This window comes from Nocardia carnea, assembly GCF_029868325.1.
GTDB classification, from domain to species: domain Bacteria; phylum Actinomycetota; class Actinomycetes; order Mycobacteriales; family Mycobacteriaceae; genus Nocardia; species Nocardia carnea_C.
The window spans coordinates 21,913-39,268 of sequence record NZ_JARWNW010000299.1; the positions used below are offsets into that span (position 1 = coordinate 21,913).

A 17,356-nucleotide genomic window follows, 5' to 3' on the forward strand; every position below is an offset into this window, starting at 1 on the left:
GTCAGGGTGCGGCGGGCGCCGGTTCCGAACCCACGATAATCTGAGCTATCACTCACCTTCTACTCCGCTTCCGGTGACCGTCGGTTACGTGTAATTAGGTGGGTTTACCAGGTCGAATGGAATTTCTGATTCGAGAGACGAGTATTATGCGGAGCTGATCGCCGCAACTGCTCACTTTTCGCTCGAACAACTCAGGCGGCGAGGCGCCGTTCCATCTCGGATTCGATCCAGCGACCGATCATCCGGGCGGTCATCCCGACGGCCGCCCTGCGCTCGCCGTCGTCGACCTCGAGGGCGGACACCCGCAGCACGGCCGCGAACATCGTATTGATCAGGACGAAGCTCATCGTGTCGTACTCGCGATCGTCACCCGGGCCCAGCAGCTGGATCAGCATCACCTTGACCAGGATGCGCAGGCGGGGCTCGAATTCCGGTATACCGCTGTTGTAGAACTGCACTCCCGCCACCAGTGCGCGGACCAGCGGCGCATTGGCCACCAATTCTTCGGTGATGATCTCGAGGACTCCGGCGATAATTTCCTCCGGTGAGTTCTCCGAGAGGCCGGCCAGATGATTGGTGATTCGCTGCTCGATGGTCTCCAGTAGCCGTTCGAGCAACTCGTCGACGATGACAGCGCGGTCGGTGAAATAGCGGTAGACGGTGCCGATGCTGACGCCGGCCGCCGCCGCGATCCGATTCGTCGAGGTATCGGCGATACCGCGTTCGCCGAAGAGCCGGGCAGCGGTATCGAGAATATGCTCGCGGGTCGCCCGCGCACGCTCCTGGGTCGGGCGCCTACGCTGACCTGTTCTGGCGGGCACCGCTGCCTCCTGTTCCTGCGCAAAACAACGAGCTCGACCAGCTTAGTGCGGCAGCAGGCCCCGGCCCGTGAAATCGCCTGCTCGGCGGCCCACCGAGGTGCCCGGAAGGACGGTCGAACCACTCCCGCTCGCGGCAGCTACTCGCGGATGGGCCGCGCCGGCAGTAGTGTGGCCGCCGTTACACCGGGGAGTTCTGGAGGCGCGGATGGCAACAGATCGGGTTCCGCACGGACGTCTCGCCCGGGGCAGCACGCTGGGCAGACTGGCCGCGGGCCAGGCCATCCGGGAGGCCGGGACAAAGGTCGCGATGCTGGGCAAACCCGAACAGGCCCGGCGGGCGCTCGCCGAACGGTCCACGCTGCAGGCAGCGCAGCAGATGGTGACGGTGCTGGGCGGTATGAAGGGCGCCGCCATGAAACTCGGGCAGATGCTGTCGGTGCTCGATATCGATCTCGTGCCGGAATCGCACCGCGAACTGTTCCGGCACAAACTCGCCGAACTGCGTGATCGTGCACCCGAATTTCCCTTTTCGGCGATGCGCACCGTGATCGAGGACGATCTCGGGCCCCTCTCGGCGATCTTCGCCGATATCGACGAGACACCGATCGCCGCCGCCTCCATCGGGCAGGTCTACCGTGCCCGGCTGCACGATGGGCGCACCGTGGCGGTCAAGGTCAAATACCCCGGGGTCGACGAGGCCGTGCACGCCGATCTGCGCAACCTGAAACTGTTCGCCAAACTCTGGAAAGCTGTGCTGCCCAGCGCCGCCGACGCGGGAGTGCTCGATGAGATCGCCCGCACTATCGGCGGTGAACTCGACTATCCACGTGAAGCGCGCAACCAGCGCCGCGTCGCGCAGCGGTACCGCGGGCATCCCTTCGTCACCGTTCCCGACTGCCTCGGCGAGCACTGCGGACCCAACGTGCTGGTCACCGAGTTCGTCGACGGGCAGCCGTTCGATACCCTGCGGGCCCTGCCCGCCGGCGACCGGGCCCGGCTCGGCGAGCTCATCTACCGCTTCTACATCAACTCCCTGTTCACCGACTACGAATTCTGTGGCGACCCGCATCCGGGGAATATGTTGCTCGCCGCGGACGGCCGGCTGGCCTTCGTCGACTTCGGTCTCTACCAGCGGATGGATCAGGTGCACGCCGATTTCGAACGCGACTGCCTGCGCGCCGCCGGGCAGATGCGCGGCCGCGACCTCTACGACGCCTGGGTGGGCCGCGGGATCATCGACCCGCAGGCCGGGGTCGCCGTGGACGAATGCCTGAACTACGTCTGGGCGGCCGCGGGCTGGCATCTGCTCGACGACGAGATCACCATCACCCCCGAACTCGCCACCGGGGCGGTGATACTCGCCATGGACCCGCGCGCGGCCGAGTTCCGCGGTATGCGTCGACAGTTACTGCCACCCGAGCACGTGTTCTCCCGCCGCGCGGACCTTTTCACCTTCGCGGCGCTCGGCCAGTTGGGCACCACGAACAACTGGCACCGGATCGCCCGTGAATGGCTCGAAGGCGAGGCCCCCACCACCGAGATCGGACGCGCGATCGCGGATTGGCGGGCCGCCTGCTGAGCTGACGAACGGGCGCGGTCAGCGCAGGGCGGTGGCGAGGGCGGCGATCTGGTCGGTCGGTGGGTCGTAGCCGGGGAAGTAGCAGCACACCCGGTCCGCGACATCCGCGAAGCGGCGTTTGATCTCGGCGGCACACTCTTCCGGGGTGCCGCACACCGCGAGCGTTTCGAGCACCGGCTCCGAGATCCGATCGAACATGGTCATGATGTCGCCGGATTTCGAGAGGGCGTTGAGTTCCGGCTGGAGCCCACCCCAGCCTTCGATGTCCAGGACGGGCCGGTACGCCGGGGTCGAGCCGTAGAACGCGAGCAGCCCGCGCACTCCGGTCGAAGCCGCCGCGCGCTCGTCGGCGGAGCGGCCCATCGCGACGATCACCTGTGGATACAGTGGAAATTCCGTACGCCCTGCGCGTTTCATCCCCGCCGCCACCGCGGGTAGCGTCCGCTCGCGGAAATGACGGTGGCTGTGGAACGGCATCACCAGCAATCCGTCCGCGACCTCGGCAGCGGTGCGGGTCATCACCGGGCCCAGCGCGCCGAGCAGCACCGGCGGAGGGCCGTACGGATTGGGACCGGGCACGAACGTCGAGGGCATCAAGGTGTGCCGGGTGTGCTCACCTCGGAAATCCAGCGGGGTGCCGTCCTGCCAGGACGCGAGAATCGCCCGCACCGCCAGCACGATCTCCCGCATCCGGGCCGCCGGAGCCGACCAGGTTGCGCCGTAGCGTTTCTCGATATGCGGCCGGATCTGGGAGCCGAGCCCGAGCCGGAACCGCCCGCGCGACATCAGCTGCAGATCCCACGCGGCGTGCGCCAGATGCATCGGGCTGCGGGGCATGGCGATCGCGACATTGGTCATCAGGTCGGTATCGACCCGTCCCGCGACCGCCGCCAGCGGCAGCAGAACATCGTGCGGGCCTTCGAAGGTGAACAATCCGGCGGCACCCGCCTCGACGAGGGTGCGTGCGCGTTCTGCGCAACGGTCCGGGCGGGCGTCCAACTGGAGATCGAGCAGCATCAACCCATCCAAATGCATCCCGGACCGCACCGTTGCCGAATTGTCAGGAGTGGGCCTATCGGTGGGGCGGTGCTCGTTCTGTAACGGCAGGGTGCGGCGACGGCGGACGAACAGGCTGGGAAGCCATTGCAGCGGTGCAGAACGAGCGTATCGGGGCGAGCGCACCGAGGAGATCCTCATCGTGCGAACCGGGCCGCGCCTGGGCCGCAGCGAAGGCGGTGTGCAGGTAGCCGGCGAGTTCGGCGGCAGCAGTCGTCAGCTGCGGCAGGCGTCCGGGATCGCCCCGGACGCCGAGGCGGCGCAGTGGATCGTGCTCGCGTTGCTGAGCCGGCCACTACCGGATTCCACCGCCGAACGTCGCATGGTCGAACGATTCGTTGCGCCCGCACCTATAAATCGGTGAGTACCGCGCGGTTCGTCCGGAGGGATCCTTGCTGCACCTTTGCCCGTCAGCGCGGCTTGTCCGATGGTCGAATCGGTCAGACTTCGAGATCGATTTCAGTGGCGAACGGAGCCGAGACCTTGACGACGCCCGTGTGCATTTCTCCGGTCCGGTACGTTCCGGTCGCCGGATCGAGCACGTAGGTGTAGATCAGCGGGACCCCGGTCGCAGCCTGCTCGACCCGCCAGTAGAAGGCGATACCCGCTTTCGCGTACTGGTCCACCTTCACGATCCGGTCGGTGGTTTCGGAGCCGGGTGAGACCACCTCCACGACCAAGAGCACGTGTTCGGGGCGGGTGGGCGAGATATCGATCGTGTCCGCGCGGTACACCACCACGTCCGGGCGACGGTTGGTGAGCGGGACATCTTGGAGACGCACATCGAAGTCGGTATCGGCGTTCCAGTCCGGTCCACCGGCGGCATCCAGTGCATTCGCGAGGATACGGGCCAACCGGTTGTGGCGTTTGGACGCGCTGGGGCTCACGACGACCATCCCGTCCACGATCTCGATGCCCGCACACTGCTCCTCGGACCAGGAGTCGTACTCCGCTGCCGTGATCTGCTGGTGCATCCAGGCCGGCGTTATCGACTCGACAGACATGACACAGCTCCTCCCGTACCGCACGGGGCGGGGCAGTTCCCGCTGGGCTCAGTGTACAAGCGCGCGTCGACCGGCTTGTTGCACGCAGCCCTTCCGGAAACGCACGACGCCGGGCAAACCCACCTTCGAGAAGGGGGGCCGCCCGGCGTCGTGCGAATCGACGATCAGCTGGTGGGCTCGAACGCCTCGTCGATGATCTCGGCCTGCTCCACCGCGTGCACCTTGCTCGAACCCGAGGACGGGGCCGACATGGCGCGGCGCGAGATACGACGCAGGCGGCCCAGGCGCTGCGGCAGCAGTTCCGGCAGGTTCAGGCCGTAGAACGGCCAGGCACCCTGGTTCGCCGGTTCCTCCTGCACCCAGGCGATATCTGTCGCGTTGGTGTAGCGCTCCAATGCCTCGTTCAACCGGAACTTCGGCATCGGGTACAGCTGCTCCACCCGGACGATGGCGATATCGTCACGCTTACGCTTGGCCTTCGCGGCGGCCAGCTCGTAGTAGAGCTTGCCGCTGGTCAGCAGGATGCGCTTCACCGCGGCGCGATCGCCGATACCCTGTTCGTAGGTGGGTTCGTCGAACACCGAGCGGAACTTGGACTCCGTGAAATCCTTCAGATCGCTGACCACGGCCTTGTTGCGCAGCATCGACTTCGGGGTGAAGACGATCAGCGGGCGGCGGATACCGTCCAGCGCGTGCCGGCGCAGCAGATGGAAGTAGTTTGCCGGGGTGGACGGCACCGCGACCGTCATCGAACCCTCCGCGCACAACTGCAGGAAACGCTCGATCCGGCCCGAGGTGTGGTCGGGACCCTGGCCTTCGTGCCCGTGCGGCAGCAGCAGCACGACCTCCGAGAGCTGGCCCCATTTCGCCTCACCGGACGAGATGAACTCGTCGATGATCGACTGGGCGCCGTTGACGAAATCGCCGAACTGCGCCTCCCACAGCACCAGCGCGTCCGGATTACCCAGCGAATAGCCGTATTCGAAACCAACGGCGGCGAATTCGCTCAGCGCCGAATCGTGCACGGCGAACCAGCCCGGGTTGGCGCTGTTGATGTTGTGCAGCGGGGTGTACTCGGCGGCGGTCTTGCGGTCGATGATCACCGAATGCCGCTGGGTGAAGGTGCCGCGCCGGGAATCCTGCCCGGTCAACCGGACCGCGCGACCCTCGTCGATCAGTGTGCCGAAGGCGAGCAACTCGGCGAACGCCCAGTCGACCTTGCCCTCGTAGGCCATTTCGCGGCGCTTCTCCAGCACGGGCTGTACGCGCGGATGCACGCTGAAACCGTCCGGCACATTTATGAACGCGTCGCCGATCCGCTGCAATACCGATTTGTCGACCGCGGTGAGCACGGTGGACGGAACCTGCTGGGCATCCTCCACCGATTCACTCGGCTCCGGCGGATACTTCTCCAGCTCACGGACCTCGTTGAAGACCCGCTCCAACTGCCCCTGGTAATCGCGAAGCGCGTCCTCGGCCTCTTTCATCGAGATATCACCGCGGCCGATCAGGCTTTCGGTGTAGCTCTTACGGACGCTGCGCTTGGTGTCGATGACGTCGTACATGTACGGCTGGGTCATCGACGGGTCGTCGCCCTCGTTGTGGCCGCGGCGGCGGTAGCAGATGAGGTCGATGACGACGTCCTTGCGGAACTTCTGCCGGAAATCGACCGCCAGGCGGGCCACCCAGTCGCAGGCTTCGGGATCGTCACCGTTGACATGGAAGATGGGGGCGCCGATGAACTTGGCGATATCGGTGGAGTACTCGGTGGAGCGGCTGTTCTCCGGTGCGGTGGTGAACCCGATCTGGTTGTTCACCACGATATGGATGGTGCCGCCCACGCGGTAACCGCGCAGACCCGACAGGTTCAGGGTTTCGGCCACCACACCCTGACCGGCGAACGCGGCATCACCGTGCAGCATCAGCGGCACGACCGAGAAACCCTCTTCGCCGTCGCCCTTGTCGAGCAGATCCTGCTTGGCGCGCACCAGGCCCTCGAGCACCGGGTCGACCGCTTCCAGATGCGACGGGTTCGCGGTCAGCGAGACCTCGACCTCGTTGTCGCCGAACATCTGCAGATAGGTGCCGCGGGCACCGAGGTGGTACTTCACATCGCCCGAACCGTGCGTGGCGGCCGGATTCATATTGCCCTCGAACTCGGTGAAGATCTTCGAGTAGGGCTTGCCGACGATATTGGCCAGCACATTGAGCCGGCCGCGGTGCGGCATACCGATCACGACCTCGTCGAGCGCATGCTCGGCGCACTGGTCGATCACGGCGTCCATCATCGGGATAACCGATTCGGCGCCTTCGAGGGAGAACCGCTTCTGGCCGACGTACTTGGTCTGCAGGAAGGTTTCGAACGCCTCGGCCGCGTTGAGCCGGTTCAGGATGTACTTCTGCTGCGCCACCGTCGGTTTCACATGCTTCTGTTCCACCCGGTCCTGGATCCACTTCAGCTGTTCGGGTTCCAGGATGTGGGTGTATTCCACACCCACATGCCGGCAGTAGGCTTCGCGCAGTACCGCCAGCACATCGCGCAGCTTCATCCGTTCCTGGCCGTGGAAACCGCCGACGTTGAACTCACGGTCGAGATCCCACAGCGTCAGGCCGTGCTGGATGACATCCAGGTCGGGGTGGCTCTGGAACTTCTCCTTGACCAGGCGTAGCGGATCAGTGTCGGCCATGAGATGTCCGCGGTTGCGGTAGGCCGCGATCAGCTCCAGCACGCGGGTGCTCTTGTCGACCCCGCGCTCCTGGATATCCTTGCGCCAGCGGATCGGCTCGTACGGCACACCCAGGCCGTGGAAGATCTCGTCGTAGAACTCGTCGGCGATGAGCAGCTTGTGGATGGTGCGCAGGAAATCACCGGATTCCGCACCCTGGATGATGCGGTGATCGTAGGTCGAGGTCAGCGTCATGAGCTTGCCGATACCCACCTCGGCGATCCGTTCGTCGCTCATGCCCTGGAACTCGGCCGGGTACTCCATGGCGCCCGCGCCGATGATCGCGCCCTGCCCCTGCATGAGCCGCGGTACGGAATGCACGGTGCCGATGGTGCCCGGGTTGGTCAGCGAGATGGTGACGCCGCTGAAATCCTCGGCGGTCAGTTTGCCGTCGCGGGCACGGCGGACGATGTCCTCGTAGGCGGTGTGGAACTGGGCGAAGTTCATCTCTTCGCAGCCCTTGATGGCCGCGACCACGAGGGAACGGCTGCCGTCCTTACCGGGCAGATCGATGGCCAGGCCCAGGTTGGTGTGGGCGGGGGTCACCGCGTTCGGCTTCCCGTCGACCTCGGCGAAATGCCGGTTCATGTTCGGGAAGGCCTTCACGGCCTGCACGATCGCGTAACCGAGCAGATGGGTGAACGAAATCTTGCCGCCGCGGGTCCGCGCGAGGTGGTTGTTGATGACGATCCGGTTGTCGATCATCAACTTGGCCGGGACGGCCCGCACGCTGGTGGCGGTGGGGATGGCCAGCGACGCCGACATGTTCTTGGCGACGGCCGCGGCGGCACCGCGCAGCACCTTTTTCTCCTCGGCGGCCGACGGCTTCGGTGCGCCCGAGGTGGGAGCGGCGTTCGAGGTCGGCGCCGGGGTGGTCTTCGGCGCGCGCTGCTGCTGTGCGGTCGCGGAGGTCTTCGCCGCGGCGGTGGCGGGTGTTGCCGGCTTGGGCGCGGCAGCAGGGGTGGCCGCACCGGCCGGGGCGCCGGGGGCGGCGGCGCGGGTCTTCACGGAGGCCGCCTCGGCGGGGACGGGGGCGGAATTCACCGTGCGGGCCGCCGGTGCCGGGGCGGACTGTGTGGTGTTACCGGTATCACCGGAGGTCTCGGGGGTGTAGTCGGCGAGGAACTCGTGCCAGCTGGCGTCGACCGAGGATGGATCCTGTTTGAACTTCTGATACATCTCGTCGACCAGCCACTGGTTCTGACCGAACTGGGATTTTGAGCTGCTCACAGCAGGTGTTCGCCTCATTTCGTTCTTCGCGCTGCGACGTTTGTGACGTGCCCGGCACCGGGGATCGGTGGATGGGTACCGATACGCCCTCTGACGAGGATAGGCCCCTGTGCCCATCGGCAACGTCACCGACCACCGGTCTGCCCCGACCTCATAGTTGACGACTCGTGTCCTATCGAGAATATTCCTTCCGTGTTACCCGCGGCTGTCCACAGGCGGGCATACTCGCCGCCGGCCGCCAGCAGCTCGGCGTGTGTCCCGAGTTCCACGATCCGGCCGTGTGCGACAACGGCGATACGGTCGGCGCGTGCGGCGGTCGCCAAGCGGTGCGCGACGACCACCGTTGTCCGGTTGCGCGCCAGCGAACCGGTCGCTGCCAGCACTTTCTCTTCCGCATCGGGATCGAGGGTGGCGGTGGCCTCGTCGAGGAGCAGCACATCGGGGTCGACGAGCTGAGCCCGAGCCAGGGCGATGAGCTGGCGCTGACCGGCGGACAACCCGCGCCCGCGTTCCCCGACCGCCCGGTGCATTCCGCCGGGGAGACCGGCGATCATCTCCGCCGCACCCACCGCCCGGGCGGCGGCGGCGATCTCGGATTCGGTCGCGGATGGTTTCCCGAATGCAATGTTGCTCGCGATATCGCCGGTGAACAGGTGAGCTTCCTGCGGGACCATGCCCAGCCGGGAGCGGTACCGGTCCAGCCGGTAATCGCGGATATCGACCCCGTCGGCCCGGACCGCACCGGAATCGGTGTCGGCGAGGTCGTAGAGCCGGGCCAGCAATTTGACGATGGTGGATTTCCCGGCGCCGGTGGCGCCCACCAGCGCCAGCGACCGGCCCGGCGCCACGGCCAGCGATACCTCGTCGAGTGCGGGGCGTTCGGTGCTCGGGTAGCGGAAGCGGACGGTGTCGAGCTCGAGGTCCCCGCGCAGGCCGGCGGTGAGCGGGTCGGCGCCGGGCGGGTCGGCTCGGATCGACGACGGCGTGCGCAACAGTTCGCCGATCCGCCGCAGGCCGACTCGTGCCTGCTGGTAACCATCGAAGACCTGCGACAACTGCTGCACCGGACCGAACAGCAGTTCCAGGTACAGCACGAACGCGATGAGGGTGCCGGCGCTGGTCTCGCCGGCGGCCACGGCATGCGCTCCGGTGAGCACCACGAGGGCCAGCGCCAGATCGGTCCACGACGCCATGAACGCGAAGTACAGCGCGATGGCCCGCTGGGCCCGCATCCGGCTGCGGCGGTAGCCGGCGGAGTATTCGGCGAACCGGTGCGCCGAACGCCGTTCGTACCGGTAGGCCTGGACGGCGCGCAGGCCGGCGATGTTCTCCTGGAAATCGGCGTTCACCGTCGACACCCGTTCCCGGGAGATGCTGTAGGCCACCGAGGAGACCCGGCGGAAGATCACCGTCGCGATGATCAGCGGGGGGAGTACGCCCAGCAGCACCACGAGGGCGAGCTGCGTATCGATCACCAGGAGGGCGAGCGCGATCCCGGCCAGCGAAAGCCCGCTCACCATGGCGGTCGACACACCGGTCTGCAGGAAGGTGGACAGCGCGTCGACATCGGTGGTCATCCGCGTCATGATCCGGCCGGACAGTTCCCGCTCGTAGTAATCCAGCCCGAGCCGCTGCAGATGGGCGTAACTGCGTATTCGTAACCCGTAGAGCACTCGTTCGCCGGTGCGGGAGGTGAGCAGTGTGGTCGCGGCGGCCACCACCCAGCCGGCCAGGACCAGTCCCGCACCGAGGAGCGCGGTGACGGCGAGGGCGCCCGGGTCGGATCCGGCGACACCGGTATCGATGGCGTGCCGCACCAGCGGCGGGAAGCCGATTCCGATGAGGGCGTCCAGGGCGAGCAGCAGTACCGAGGCCAGGACCAGCAGGCGTACCGGGCGCAGCAGGCGCGCCAGCCGGAAATCGGGATCGGGCCGGCGCAATCGGGCGGGATCCAGCCGGGGTTGCTCGTCGGCCGCGGGCAGGCGGGCGATCTCCCGGCGCAGTTCGGGTGTTTCGCTGAGATTCGCCGCGGCGGCCATCCGGTCCCTGGATTGGGCGACCGGCAGGCGCTCGGATACGACGGCGGGGCCGCTCACCACGGTTGTTGCCGGTTCCGGCAGGCGGATCACCCGGTCGGCGTGGGCGAGGGTGGATTCGCGATGGGCGAGGATGATCGTGGTCCGCGACCCCTGGTCGGGCAGGGCCCCGAATATGGCTGCCTCGGTCACCGCGTCCACGGCCGAGGTGGCGTCGTCGAGGACGAGAATTCGCGGCCGGGCCAGCAGTGCCCGGGCCAGCGCGATTCGTTGCCGCTGACCACCGGAGAGGGTGAGCCCGCGTTCCCCGACCACCGTGTCGTAGCCGTCGGGCAGCGCTTCGATGAAATCGTCTGCGGCGGCCTGGCGCGCGGCCTCCCGGATCTCGGCGCCGGTGGCGTCCGGCCGGCCCAGTGCGATATTGGCGGCGACGCTGGAGCTGAACAGGAACGGATCGTCGAAGACCACACCGACGGCCGCGCGCAGTTGCGCCGCGGCGACATCGGCGATGTCGACGGGCTCGGTGGCGCCTGTGCCGAGCAGCCGGATCCGACCGGAATCGGGGGCGTAGAACCGGGGCAGCAGCAGTGACAGGGTGGTCTTCCCGGAGCCGGCCGGACCGATGACCGCGACGGTTTCGCCGGGGCGTACGCGCAGGTCGAGATCGCGCAGGATCGGTTCCCCGGGGTCGAAACCGAAGGTCACCGAGTCGAGTTCGATGCCCAGCGGGCCGTCGGGAACCGGCGCCGGCTCCGGCGGGTCGGCCACCGCCGGGCCGGCGTCGATCACCTGGTACACGCGTTCGGCCGCGGCGCGGGTGAGCTGGGCCAGGATGATCACCGACGCCATCGTTCGCGCGGTGGTGGTCATCGTCGTGACATAGGCACTGAAGGCGAGAAAGGTACCGAGGCCGATGCTGCCCTGCAGGGCCAGCCAGCCGCCGAGCGCGATCACCACCACCAGACCGGCCTGCGGTATCGCGGCCAGCGTGGGGGAGAAGCGGGCGTTGATACCGGCGGCGCGCATCCGTTCGGCGAACAAACGGCGCCCGTGCCGTTCCAGCACGTCGACCATGCGTGCTTCCTGGCCGAACCCCTTGACCACCCGGACCCCGGTGACCGTTTCCTCCACATGCTGGGCCAGCTCCGCCGCCCGCTGCTGGGCCGACCAGGTCGCGGCGTGCAACCGGGGCCGCATCCGGTAGACCACCGCGATCACCACCGGCACCATCAGCAACGCCGCCGCTGCCAGCGGCGGGGACAGCCACAGCATGACCCCCGCGGCGAGCACGAACTGCAGCAGCGACATCCCCGACAGCGGTGCCATCGCCAGCAGCGATTGCACCAGCTGCAGGTCGGTGATCGAGCGGGAGACCACTTGGCCGGTGCGCAGGGCATCCTGGCCCGCGCCGTCGAGCCGTTGCAGCGAGCCCAGCAATTGCAGCCGCAGACCGTGCTGGACATCGAGGGAGAGCTTCCCGGCGAGCATCCGCCGCCCGAACGATGCGGCGAACCGGCCCGCCGCGAGCAGCGCGAGCAGCCCCGCGACGATACCGATGACCCGGGTGGCGCCGGTGGTCGCCGAATCCACAGCCCACTTCGTGAGCAGCGGGGCCACGATCTCGGCCGCAGCTCCAGCCACCAACGCCAGCGCGATACCGGCCAGCGTGCCAGGGTAACGCCGGCACTCCGACCACAGCCTGCGGATCCACCCGGCCTGTGCGCCACCGCTGCCGGCACGCTTTGCGGTGGGCTCCGAATCGCTCATGCTCCGTCGATCGGATGGGCGTGCGGTCTCTGCGCGGTCACTTTTCGCCGCGGCATCCGGATACGAGTCGCTCATACCGCGTCCACCGAGCACGCAGACGGACCCGCCACGGTTATCCGTCGCGCTATCGCCTCCGGGTTCGACTCCGGCACCGGGTCCGACTCGCTCATCCGCCCCTCCCGTACACCCCCGCTTTCACCTGCCATCGACCATAACGACGCCCACCGACAGGGTCTTGTTCCCGAGGGCGCGGCCGGGCGGCCGGCGAGCCCGGCCGTGTCCACAGCGGCGGACTCCGGAGACGCAGGTGTCAGAGTTCCGTGCGCCTCAGCGACCACCAGCTCCAGCCGCCGATTCCCACGGTCCACAGCAGCAGCACGACGATCGCCGCGGGCGCCGGGGCCAGCAGATCGGCATCGGCGAAGGATCCGGAGAACAGTGTGCTCAGCGTGGCGGATCCGGGCAGCAGTGTCACGACACCCGGGATGCCTATACCGGCGGTGACCACCCACAGCAGGGGTTCGACGAGCAGCAGCCACCCGAGGACGGCGCCGACAGCGAGCAGCGGCGCGCGCACCAGCAATCCGATCCCCGTGCCGATCAGCGCCCAGCAGACGGCCGCGACCAGGCCGCCACCGAGAACGGCGAACAGCGAACCCGTGAACTCGAATTTGTCCTGCCCGAACAGCAACAGGCAGAGCATTGCGACGATTTCGACCGCGAGCGCCGCGGCGAGTGCGGCAAGCCCGGTGACCAGGAATTTCGCGCCGGCCAGCTTATCGCGGTCCACGGTGAACAGGGCAGTGATCATCAGGGTGTCGTGCTGGTGTTCCCCGGCCGCGCCCGCGGCGCCGAATGCCGCGGACCCCAGCACGACGGCGAACAACGCTATGTAGAGCCCGATGGTCGCGGCGCCCGTCACCGGTTCGCCGTCCGGGTCCTGCGGGCCGGCCAGGATGGCGCTCATGGCGGGCGCCGCGATCGCCACCGCCACCGCCAGGCCGGCAAGGACCCGGGTGTAGCGCAGTGTGACCGCCTTGCGGTATTCGGAGAGCACGGGCGGAATCAGTTCCGCGGGGACGACGTCGATCATCGGGAAACCCCGTACGGCAGAGAGGTGGACGGCGGCATACCGGGACCGGCCGGCCGGGATGCGGCGGCATGGGTCAGCGAGGCGAGAACACGATCGGGATGGATCCGGTCGGCCACGATCGCGTCCAGCCGGACCTCGGCGGCCCGGGCGGCCTCGACGATATCGTCCTCGGTCGCGCCGGCCACGGCGAGTTGATCGTCCGGCCGGATCACCGCGTCGGTGAAGCCGCGGGCGGCCAGGGCCGTGGCAATCGCGATCGACGACGAGGATGCGACCACCAGCCGATCGGGGTTGCGCCGCCGCAGCCGCGCCGGGCTGCCCTGGTAGGCGACCGTCGCGGTGGTGCCGAGCACGATCAGATGGTCGGCGACCGGCAACGCCGTGACCAGGCTCTGCGCGGTGAACAACACGGTCCCGCCGCGGCGGGTGTGCCGGCGCAGGAAACCCTGCAGCCAGGAGATCTCGGTGAGCTGCATACCGGCGGTGGGGTCGTCGAGGATCAGCAGTGGCGGGTCGCCGAGCAGCGCGGTCGCCAGGGCGGCGCGGGCTTCCTCCCCGGGCGTCAGCTCGTCGGGGACGGTGCCGGCGCGCTCGGTGAGACCGGTGATCTCCAGCACGGCCGGCACCCGGCGATCGGGGTGCCCGCCGGCGGCGGCGTACACCCGCAGATGGTCACGGACGGTGCGCCGGGGATGCAGTCCGCGGGGCGCGAGGACCGCGCCCACCGCCGAACTACCGCGCCCACCGCTCAACGTCACCGACCCCGTGGTGGGCGGGAGCAGTCCCAGCAGGGCCGCGACGATCGTCGATTTTCCGGAGCCCGGGGGGCCGACCAGCGCGGCGCAGGTACCCGCGGCGATATCGAACGACACATCCTGCGCGCCGATCTCGAAGTCCGGGAAGCGTTTGGTCATTCCCCGGACTGTGATCGCGGGCCTCATCGGGGACCGGCCGGTGGTTGCCGGGGGTCGGTCGGAAGTGCTGCCGGTGCCCCTTGCGGCGGCTGCCGCCGGCCATCCTCCGTCGAAACGCGAGGCGATTCCGTCGCCGGCGGTAGTTGCGGATCCGGTTGTGCCGCGGTCTTGTCCGGCTGCTCGATGCCGGGCGCGAGTTCGGCGTCCAGCACCATCTCGTCGGCGAAATAGTGCGGCGCCGGCCCGAAAGCCTTGCGGGCGTTGTTGATCGTGGCCTTGCCGAGCGCCCGGTTGCCGACACCGCCGATCACGGCGCCGATTCCGGCGGGGACCACCTTCCCGGCCATCAGCGCGGCGCGTTTGGTGAGGAACCGCACGATGAAGCGTTTGAGCAGCGAATCGTTCATACCGGACAGGCCGGGAACCTTGTCCGCGAAAACGGTGCCCCAGTTCTTGGCCGAGGATCCGACGCTTTTCTGCACGATCTCCATACCGCTGTCGCCCAGGACCACGGCCAGCACCATGGCGCGGCGCCGCGGGGCGTCCTCGGGCCGGACACCGTGTACGGCGGCCACCGCAAGCGTGAACAACGCCGAGGCTTCCATGAAGAAGGTGGTTTCGGCGCTCACCGCGGCAAGTGCGGCGATCGTGCCGACCCCCGGAACCGCGGCCGAGGCACCCACCGCACTACCGCTGCCCGTGACCGCCAGCAGATACTGGCGTTCCAGGCGTTCGACGATCTGGGCGGGCGTTTCGTCCGGATGGGCCCGCCGCAGTCGCGCGACGTACTTGGCGACGGCGGGTGCTTGTAGCCGGGAACCGTGGTCGAGCGCCTCGATCACGGCTTTTTCCACTGCCCCGTTACGCACGGCGTCATCCTCCTTTGCGAGCCCTATGCACTGTATGGCACGGGGCCGACCTTCGTCCGTTCCGACAACGGATTACCCGGCTTCCGGGTTCCGATGCGCGCGGGCAGCGGTGCGTCCGATCGGCTCCCGGAACACCGGGTGGTCACCTCTCGGGACCCGCTGTTCCGGTGCACCGGCTTCTGCATACGCCGTCGGTTGGGTCGGTCGGTGAAATCACCATGGCGAATGTGCGAAGGGAAGGTGTGCTGTTCGGTCCATCGCCGGAACTGGGCACCACCACCGGACGCGCCTGCCGGGCCGGCGGTGGTCTTGCGCCCGCGTTACCGCGGCGGCGTCGGGCCCTGCCCGATCTATCGGGCGCCGTGTTCTGCTGGGACCTCTTCGCCGGGAACGGGCGGTTCGGGTGGGGTGCCGTCGCCGAAGGGGCGTCCGCGGAGCGCTTCGCGGCCGTGGGGAGACAGCCAGGCGGACAGTTCCGGTCCCTTGGGGACGATCTGCGTCGGGTTGATATCCGTATGGACCTTGTAATAGTGGTCCTTGATCTGGGTGAAGTCGATCGTGTCGCCGAATCCGGGGGTCTGGAACAGGTCCCGGGCATAGGCCCACAGGACCGGCATCTCGGTGAGTTTGCTGCGGTTGCATTTGAAGTGGCCGTGATACACGGGGTCGAAGCGGACCAGGGTGGTGAACAGCCGGATATCGGCCTCGGTGATCGTGTCACCCACCAGGTAGCGCTGTCCGGACAGGCGGTCGCTCAGCCAGTCCAGTGCCGTGAACAGGCGGTCGTAGGCGGCGTCGTAGGCGTCCTGGGCGCCGGCGAACCCGCAGCGATACACCCCGTTGTTCACCTCACGGAAGACCCGCGCGTTCACCTCGTCGATCTCGGCACGCAACGGTTCGGGGTAGAGCTGGGGTGCCCCGGCGCGATGGTGGGCGGTCCACTCCAGTGAGAAATCGAGGGTGATCTGCGCGTAGTCGTTGGTGACGACCTGCCCGGTGGGCACGTCCACGATCGCCGGCACGGTGATTCCGCGAGGGTAATCCGGGAACCGGGCCAGATAGGCGTCGCGCAGCCGGGGGATCCGCAGGACCGGATCGAGGCCGCCGGGGTCCAGGTCGAAGGTCCAGCTCAGTTTGTCGTGGGTGGGCCCGCACAGGCCCAGCGATATCGCCGACTCCAGGCCCAGCAGGCGGCGCACGATCAGGGTCCGGTTCGCCCACGGGCAGGCCCGGGCGGCGACGAGCCGGTAACGGCCCGGCTCCACCGGGTAACCGTCACGACCGTCGGCGGTGATCCGGGTGGTGATGTAGTTGGTATCGCGTTTGAACTCACCCGGTTCGACGTAGCTGCCCTGTTCGGTTTCGGTCATGTTCCCAGTCTGGCAGGACCGGGCCATAAGCTGGCGAGATGAGCACGAAACCCACTCGTCTGGAACGTTCGGTCACCACAGGCGGCGCCGAGATCGCGACGCTGACGTTGGCGGCCCCGCCGCTCAACCTGTTCGACAAGGCCATGTTCGACGCGCTGGCCGGCGATATGGCCGAGCTCACCGCGCGGCCACCGCGGGCCCTGCTGATCCGCGCCGAGGGGAAGGTGGTCTCCGGCGGTGTGGATGTGCACAGTTTCGACGGGCTGACCGCCGAACAGGGTGCGCAACTGTGGCAGGACCTGTTCGACCGGATCAGCCACCCGATCGAGGCACTGCCCTGCCCGGTGGTGTTCGCGGCGCATGCGCTCACGCTCACCGCCGCCTTCGAGATCGCGCTGGCCTGTGATCTGATCCTGGCCGCGCCGAAGGCGAAGTTCGGCCTGGTGGAGATCGTGGTCGGACTGACCCCGTCGATGGGCGGTCCGCAGCGGCTGGCCGAACGCGCGGGGTCGGGACGGGCGCGCGAACTGGTGATGACCGGCGATCTGTACGACGCCGCCACCATGCGGGAGTGGGGTGTGGTCAACCAGGTCCACGACGATGTGGAGACCGCCGCGGTGGCGCTCACCCATCGGCTGGCCGAGGGGCCGACGCGTGCGCACGCGGCCACCAAACGGATCGTGGAGGCGTGGCGTTCGGGCGGGGTGGGGCACGCGGATTCGGTGACACCCGAGGTCTCCGGCGAGTTGTTCGATACCGAGGATCTGCCGCGCGCGGTACGCAGCTTTCTCGAGGTCGGCCCGGGTAAGGCCACCTACAGCGGCCGCTGAGTTGCGGGAAAGTTGCCGGAAAACCACTTCCGGATCTCGATTCGACCGGATTCGCCGACTC

11 protein-coding genes and 1 pseudogene are annotated in these 17,356 nt (G+C 67.9%); 3 read left to right on the forward strand and 9 right to left on the reverse strand.

All coding sequences use genetic code 11. From position 1 onward, the window contains the following. Positions 1-191 precede the first annotated feature (191 nt). Positions 192-821, reverse strand: coding sequence for a TetR/AcrR family transcriptional regulator (locus tag QH196_RS28805; protein ID WP_280418989.1), 630 nt, complete (start codon positions 819-821; stop codon positions 192-194). A 205-nt stretch (positions 822-1,026) separates the two neighbouring features. Here QH196_RS28805 and QH196_RS28810 point away from each other — a divergent pair, with 205 nt between their 5' ends. Beyond that, positions 1,027-2,400: an ABC1 kinase family protein gene (locus QH196_RS28810; protein WP_280418990.1), complete on the forward strand. Its 1,374-nt coding sequence runs from the start codon at positions 1,027-1,029 to the stop codon at positions 2,398-2,400. An 18-nt stretch (positions 2,401-2,418) separates the two neighbouring features. Here QH196_RS28810 and QH196_RS28815 read toward each other — a convergent pair whose 3' ends face one another. Further along, complete coding sequence (locus QH196_RS28815; protein ID WP_280418991.1) at positions 2,419-3,417, reverse strand: TIGR03617 family F420-dependent LLM class oxidoreductase; 999 nt, start codon at positions 3,415-3,417, stop codon at positions 2,419-2,421. 181 nt (positions 3,418-3,598) lie between these two features. Between QH196_RS28815 and QH196_RS28820 the strand changes: the two genes are divergently transcribed. Next, positions 3,599-3,820: a hypothetical protein gene (locus QH196_RS28820; protein ID WP_280418992.1), complete on the forward strand. Its 222-nt coding sequence runs from the start codon at positions 3,599-3,601 to the stop codon at positions 3,818-3,820. Between the two features lie 76 nt (positions 3,821-3,896). Here QH196_RS28820 and QH196_RS28825 read toward each other — a convergent pair whose 3' ends face one another. The 7 genes and pseudogenes from QH196_RS28825 to QH196_RS28855 all read right to left on the reverse strand — a co-directional run bounded on the left by QH196_RS28825 (position 3,897) and on the right by QH196_RS28855 (position 16,465). Then, a complete protein-coding gene (locus tag QH196_RS28825) occupies positions 3,897-4,460 on the reverse strand; it encodes a Uma2 family endonuclease (protein WP_280418993.1) in 564 nt (187 codons plus the stop codon). Positions 4,461-4,624: 164 nt separating this feature from the next. After that, complete coding sequence (locus QH196_RS28830) at positions 4,625-8,434, reverse strand: multifunctional oxoglutarate decarboxylase/oxoglutarate dehydrogenase thiamine pyrophosphate-binding subunit/dihydrolipoyllysine-residue succinyltransferase subunit (RefSeq protein ID WP_280418994.1); 3,810 nt, start codon at positions 8,432-8,434, stop codon at positions 4,625-4,627. Positions 8,435-8,541: 107 nt separating this feature from the next. After that, positions 8,542-12,219, reverse strand: coding sequence for an ABC transporter ATP-binding protein (locus QH196_RS28835; RefSeq protein ID WP_280418995.1), 3,678 nt, complete (start codon positions 12,217-12,219; stop codon positions 8,542-8,544). A gap of 310 nt (positions 12,220-12,529) precedes the next feature. Further along, a complete protein-coding gene (locus QH196_RS28840) occupies positions 12,530-13,312 on the reverse strand; it encodes an ABC transporter permease (RefSeq protein ID WP_280418996.1) in 783 nt (260 codons plus the stop codon). Further along, positions 13,309-14,226 (reverse strand): ATP-binding cassette domain-containing protein, encoded by a 918-nt coding sequence (locus tag QH196_RS28845; RefSeq protein WP_280418997.1) that lies wholly within the window; start codon positions 14,224-14,226, stop codon positions 13,309-13,311. Before QH196_RS28845 ends, QH196_RS28840 begins: the two co-directional genes overlap by 4 nt. Before the next feature lie 212 nt (positions 14,227-14,438). Beyond that, positions 14,439-15,080: pseudogene (locus QH196_RS28850) on the reverse strand (hypothetical protein); the annotation flags it as partial. Positions 15,081-15,445: 365 nt separating this feature from the next. Further along, a complete protein-coding gene (locus tag QH196_RS28855; RefSeq protein ID WP_280418998.1) occupies positions 15,446-16,465 on the reverse strand; it encodes a glutathione S-transferase family protein in 1,020 nt (339 codons plus the stop codon). A gap of 38 nt (positions 16,466-16,503) precedes the next feature. On the opposite strand from QH196_RS28855, the gene QH196_RS28860 reads away from it, so the two are divergent. Further along, positions 16,504-17,295 (forward strand): enoyl-CoA hydratase/isomerase family protein, encoded by a 792-nt coding sequence (locus tag QH196_RS28860; protein WP_280418999.1) that lies wholly within the window; start codon positions 16,504-16,506, stop codon positions 17,293-17,295. The last annotated feature ends 61 nt before the right edge of the window (positions 17,296-17,356 follow it).

What these genes read in the sequence shown, in the direction of transcription:
- QH196_RS28830 (WP_280418994.1), bottom strand. Translation starts at nt 8,434, where the DNA reads ATGAGGCGAACACCTGCTGTGAGCAGCTCAAAATCCCAGTTCGGTCAG.
- QH196_RS28815 (WP_280418991.1), bottom strand. Translation starts at nt 3,417, where the DNA reads ATGCTGCTCGATCTCCAGTTGGACGCCCGCCCGGACCGTTGCGCAGAA.
- QH196_RS28840 (WP_280418996.1), bottom strand. Translation starts at nt 13,312, where the DNA reads ATGATCGACGTCGTCCCCGCGGAACTGATTCCGCCCGTGCTCTCCGAA.
- QH196_RS28835 (WP_280418995.1), bottom strand. Translation starts at nt 12,219, where the DNA reads ATGAGCGATTCGGAGCCCACCGCAAAGCGTGCCGGCAGCGGTGGCGCA.
- QH196_RS28810 (WP_280418990.1), top strand. Translation starts at nt 1,027, where the DNA reads ATGGCAACAGATCGGGTTCCGCACGGACGTCTCGCCCGGGGCAGCACG.
- QH196_RS28845 (WP_280418997.1), bottom strand. Translation starts at nt 14,226, where the DNA reads ATGACCAAACGCTTCCCGGACTTCGAGATCGGCGCGCAGGATGTGTCG.
- QH196_RS28855 (WP_280418998.1), bottom strand. Translation starts at nt 16,465, where the DNA reads ATGACCGAAACCGAACAGGGCAGCTACGTCGAACCGGGTGAGTTCAAA.
- QH196_RS28825 (WP_280418993.1), bottom strand. Translation starts at nt 4,460, where the DNA reads ATGTCTGTCGAGTCGATAACGCCGGCCTGGATGCACCAGCAGATCACG.
- QH196_RS28860 (WP_280418999.1), top strand. Translation starts at nt 16,504, where the DNA reads ATGAGCACGAAACCCACTCGTCTGGAACGTTCGGTCACCACAGGCGGC.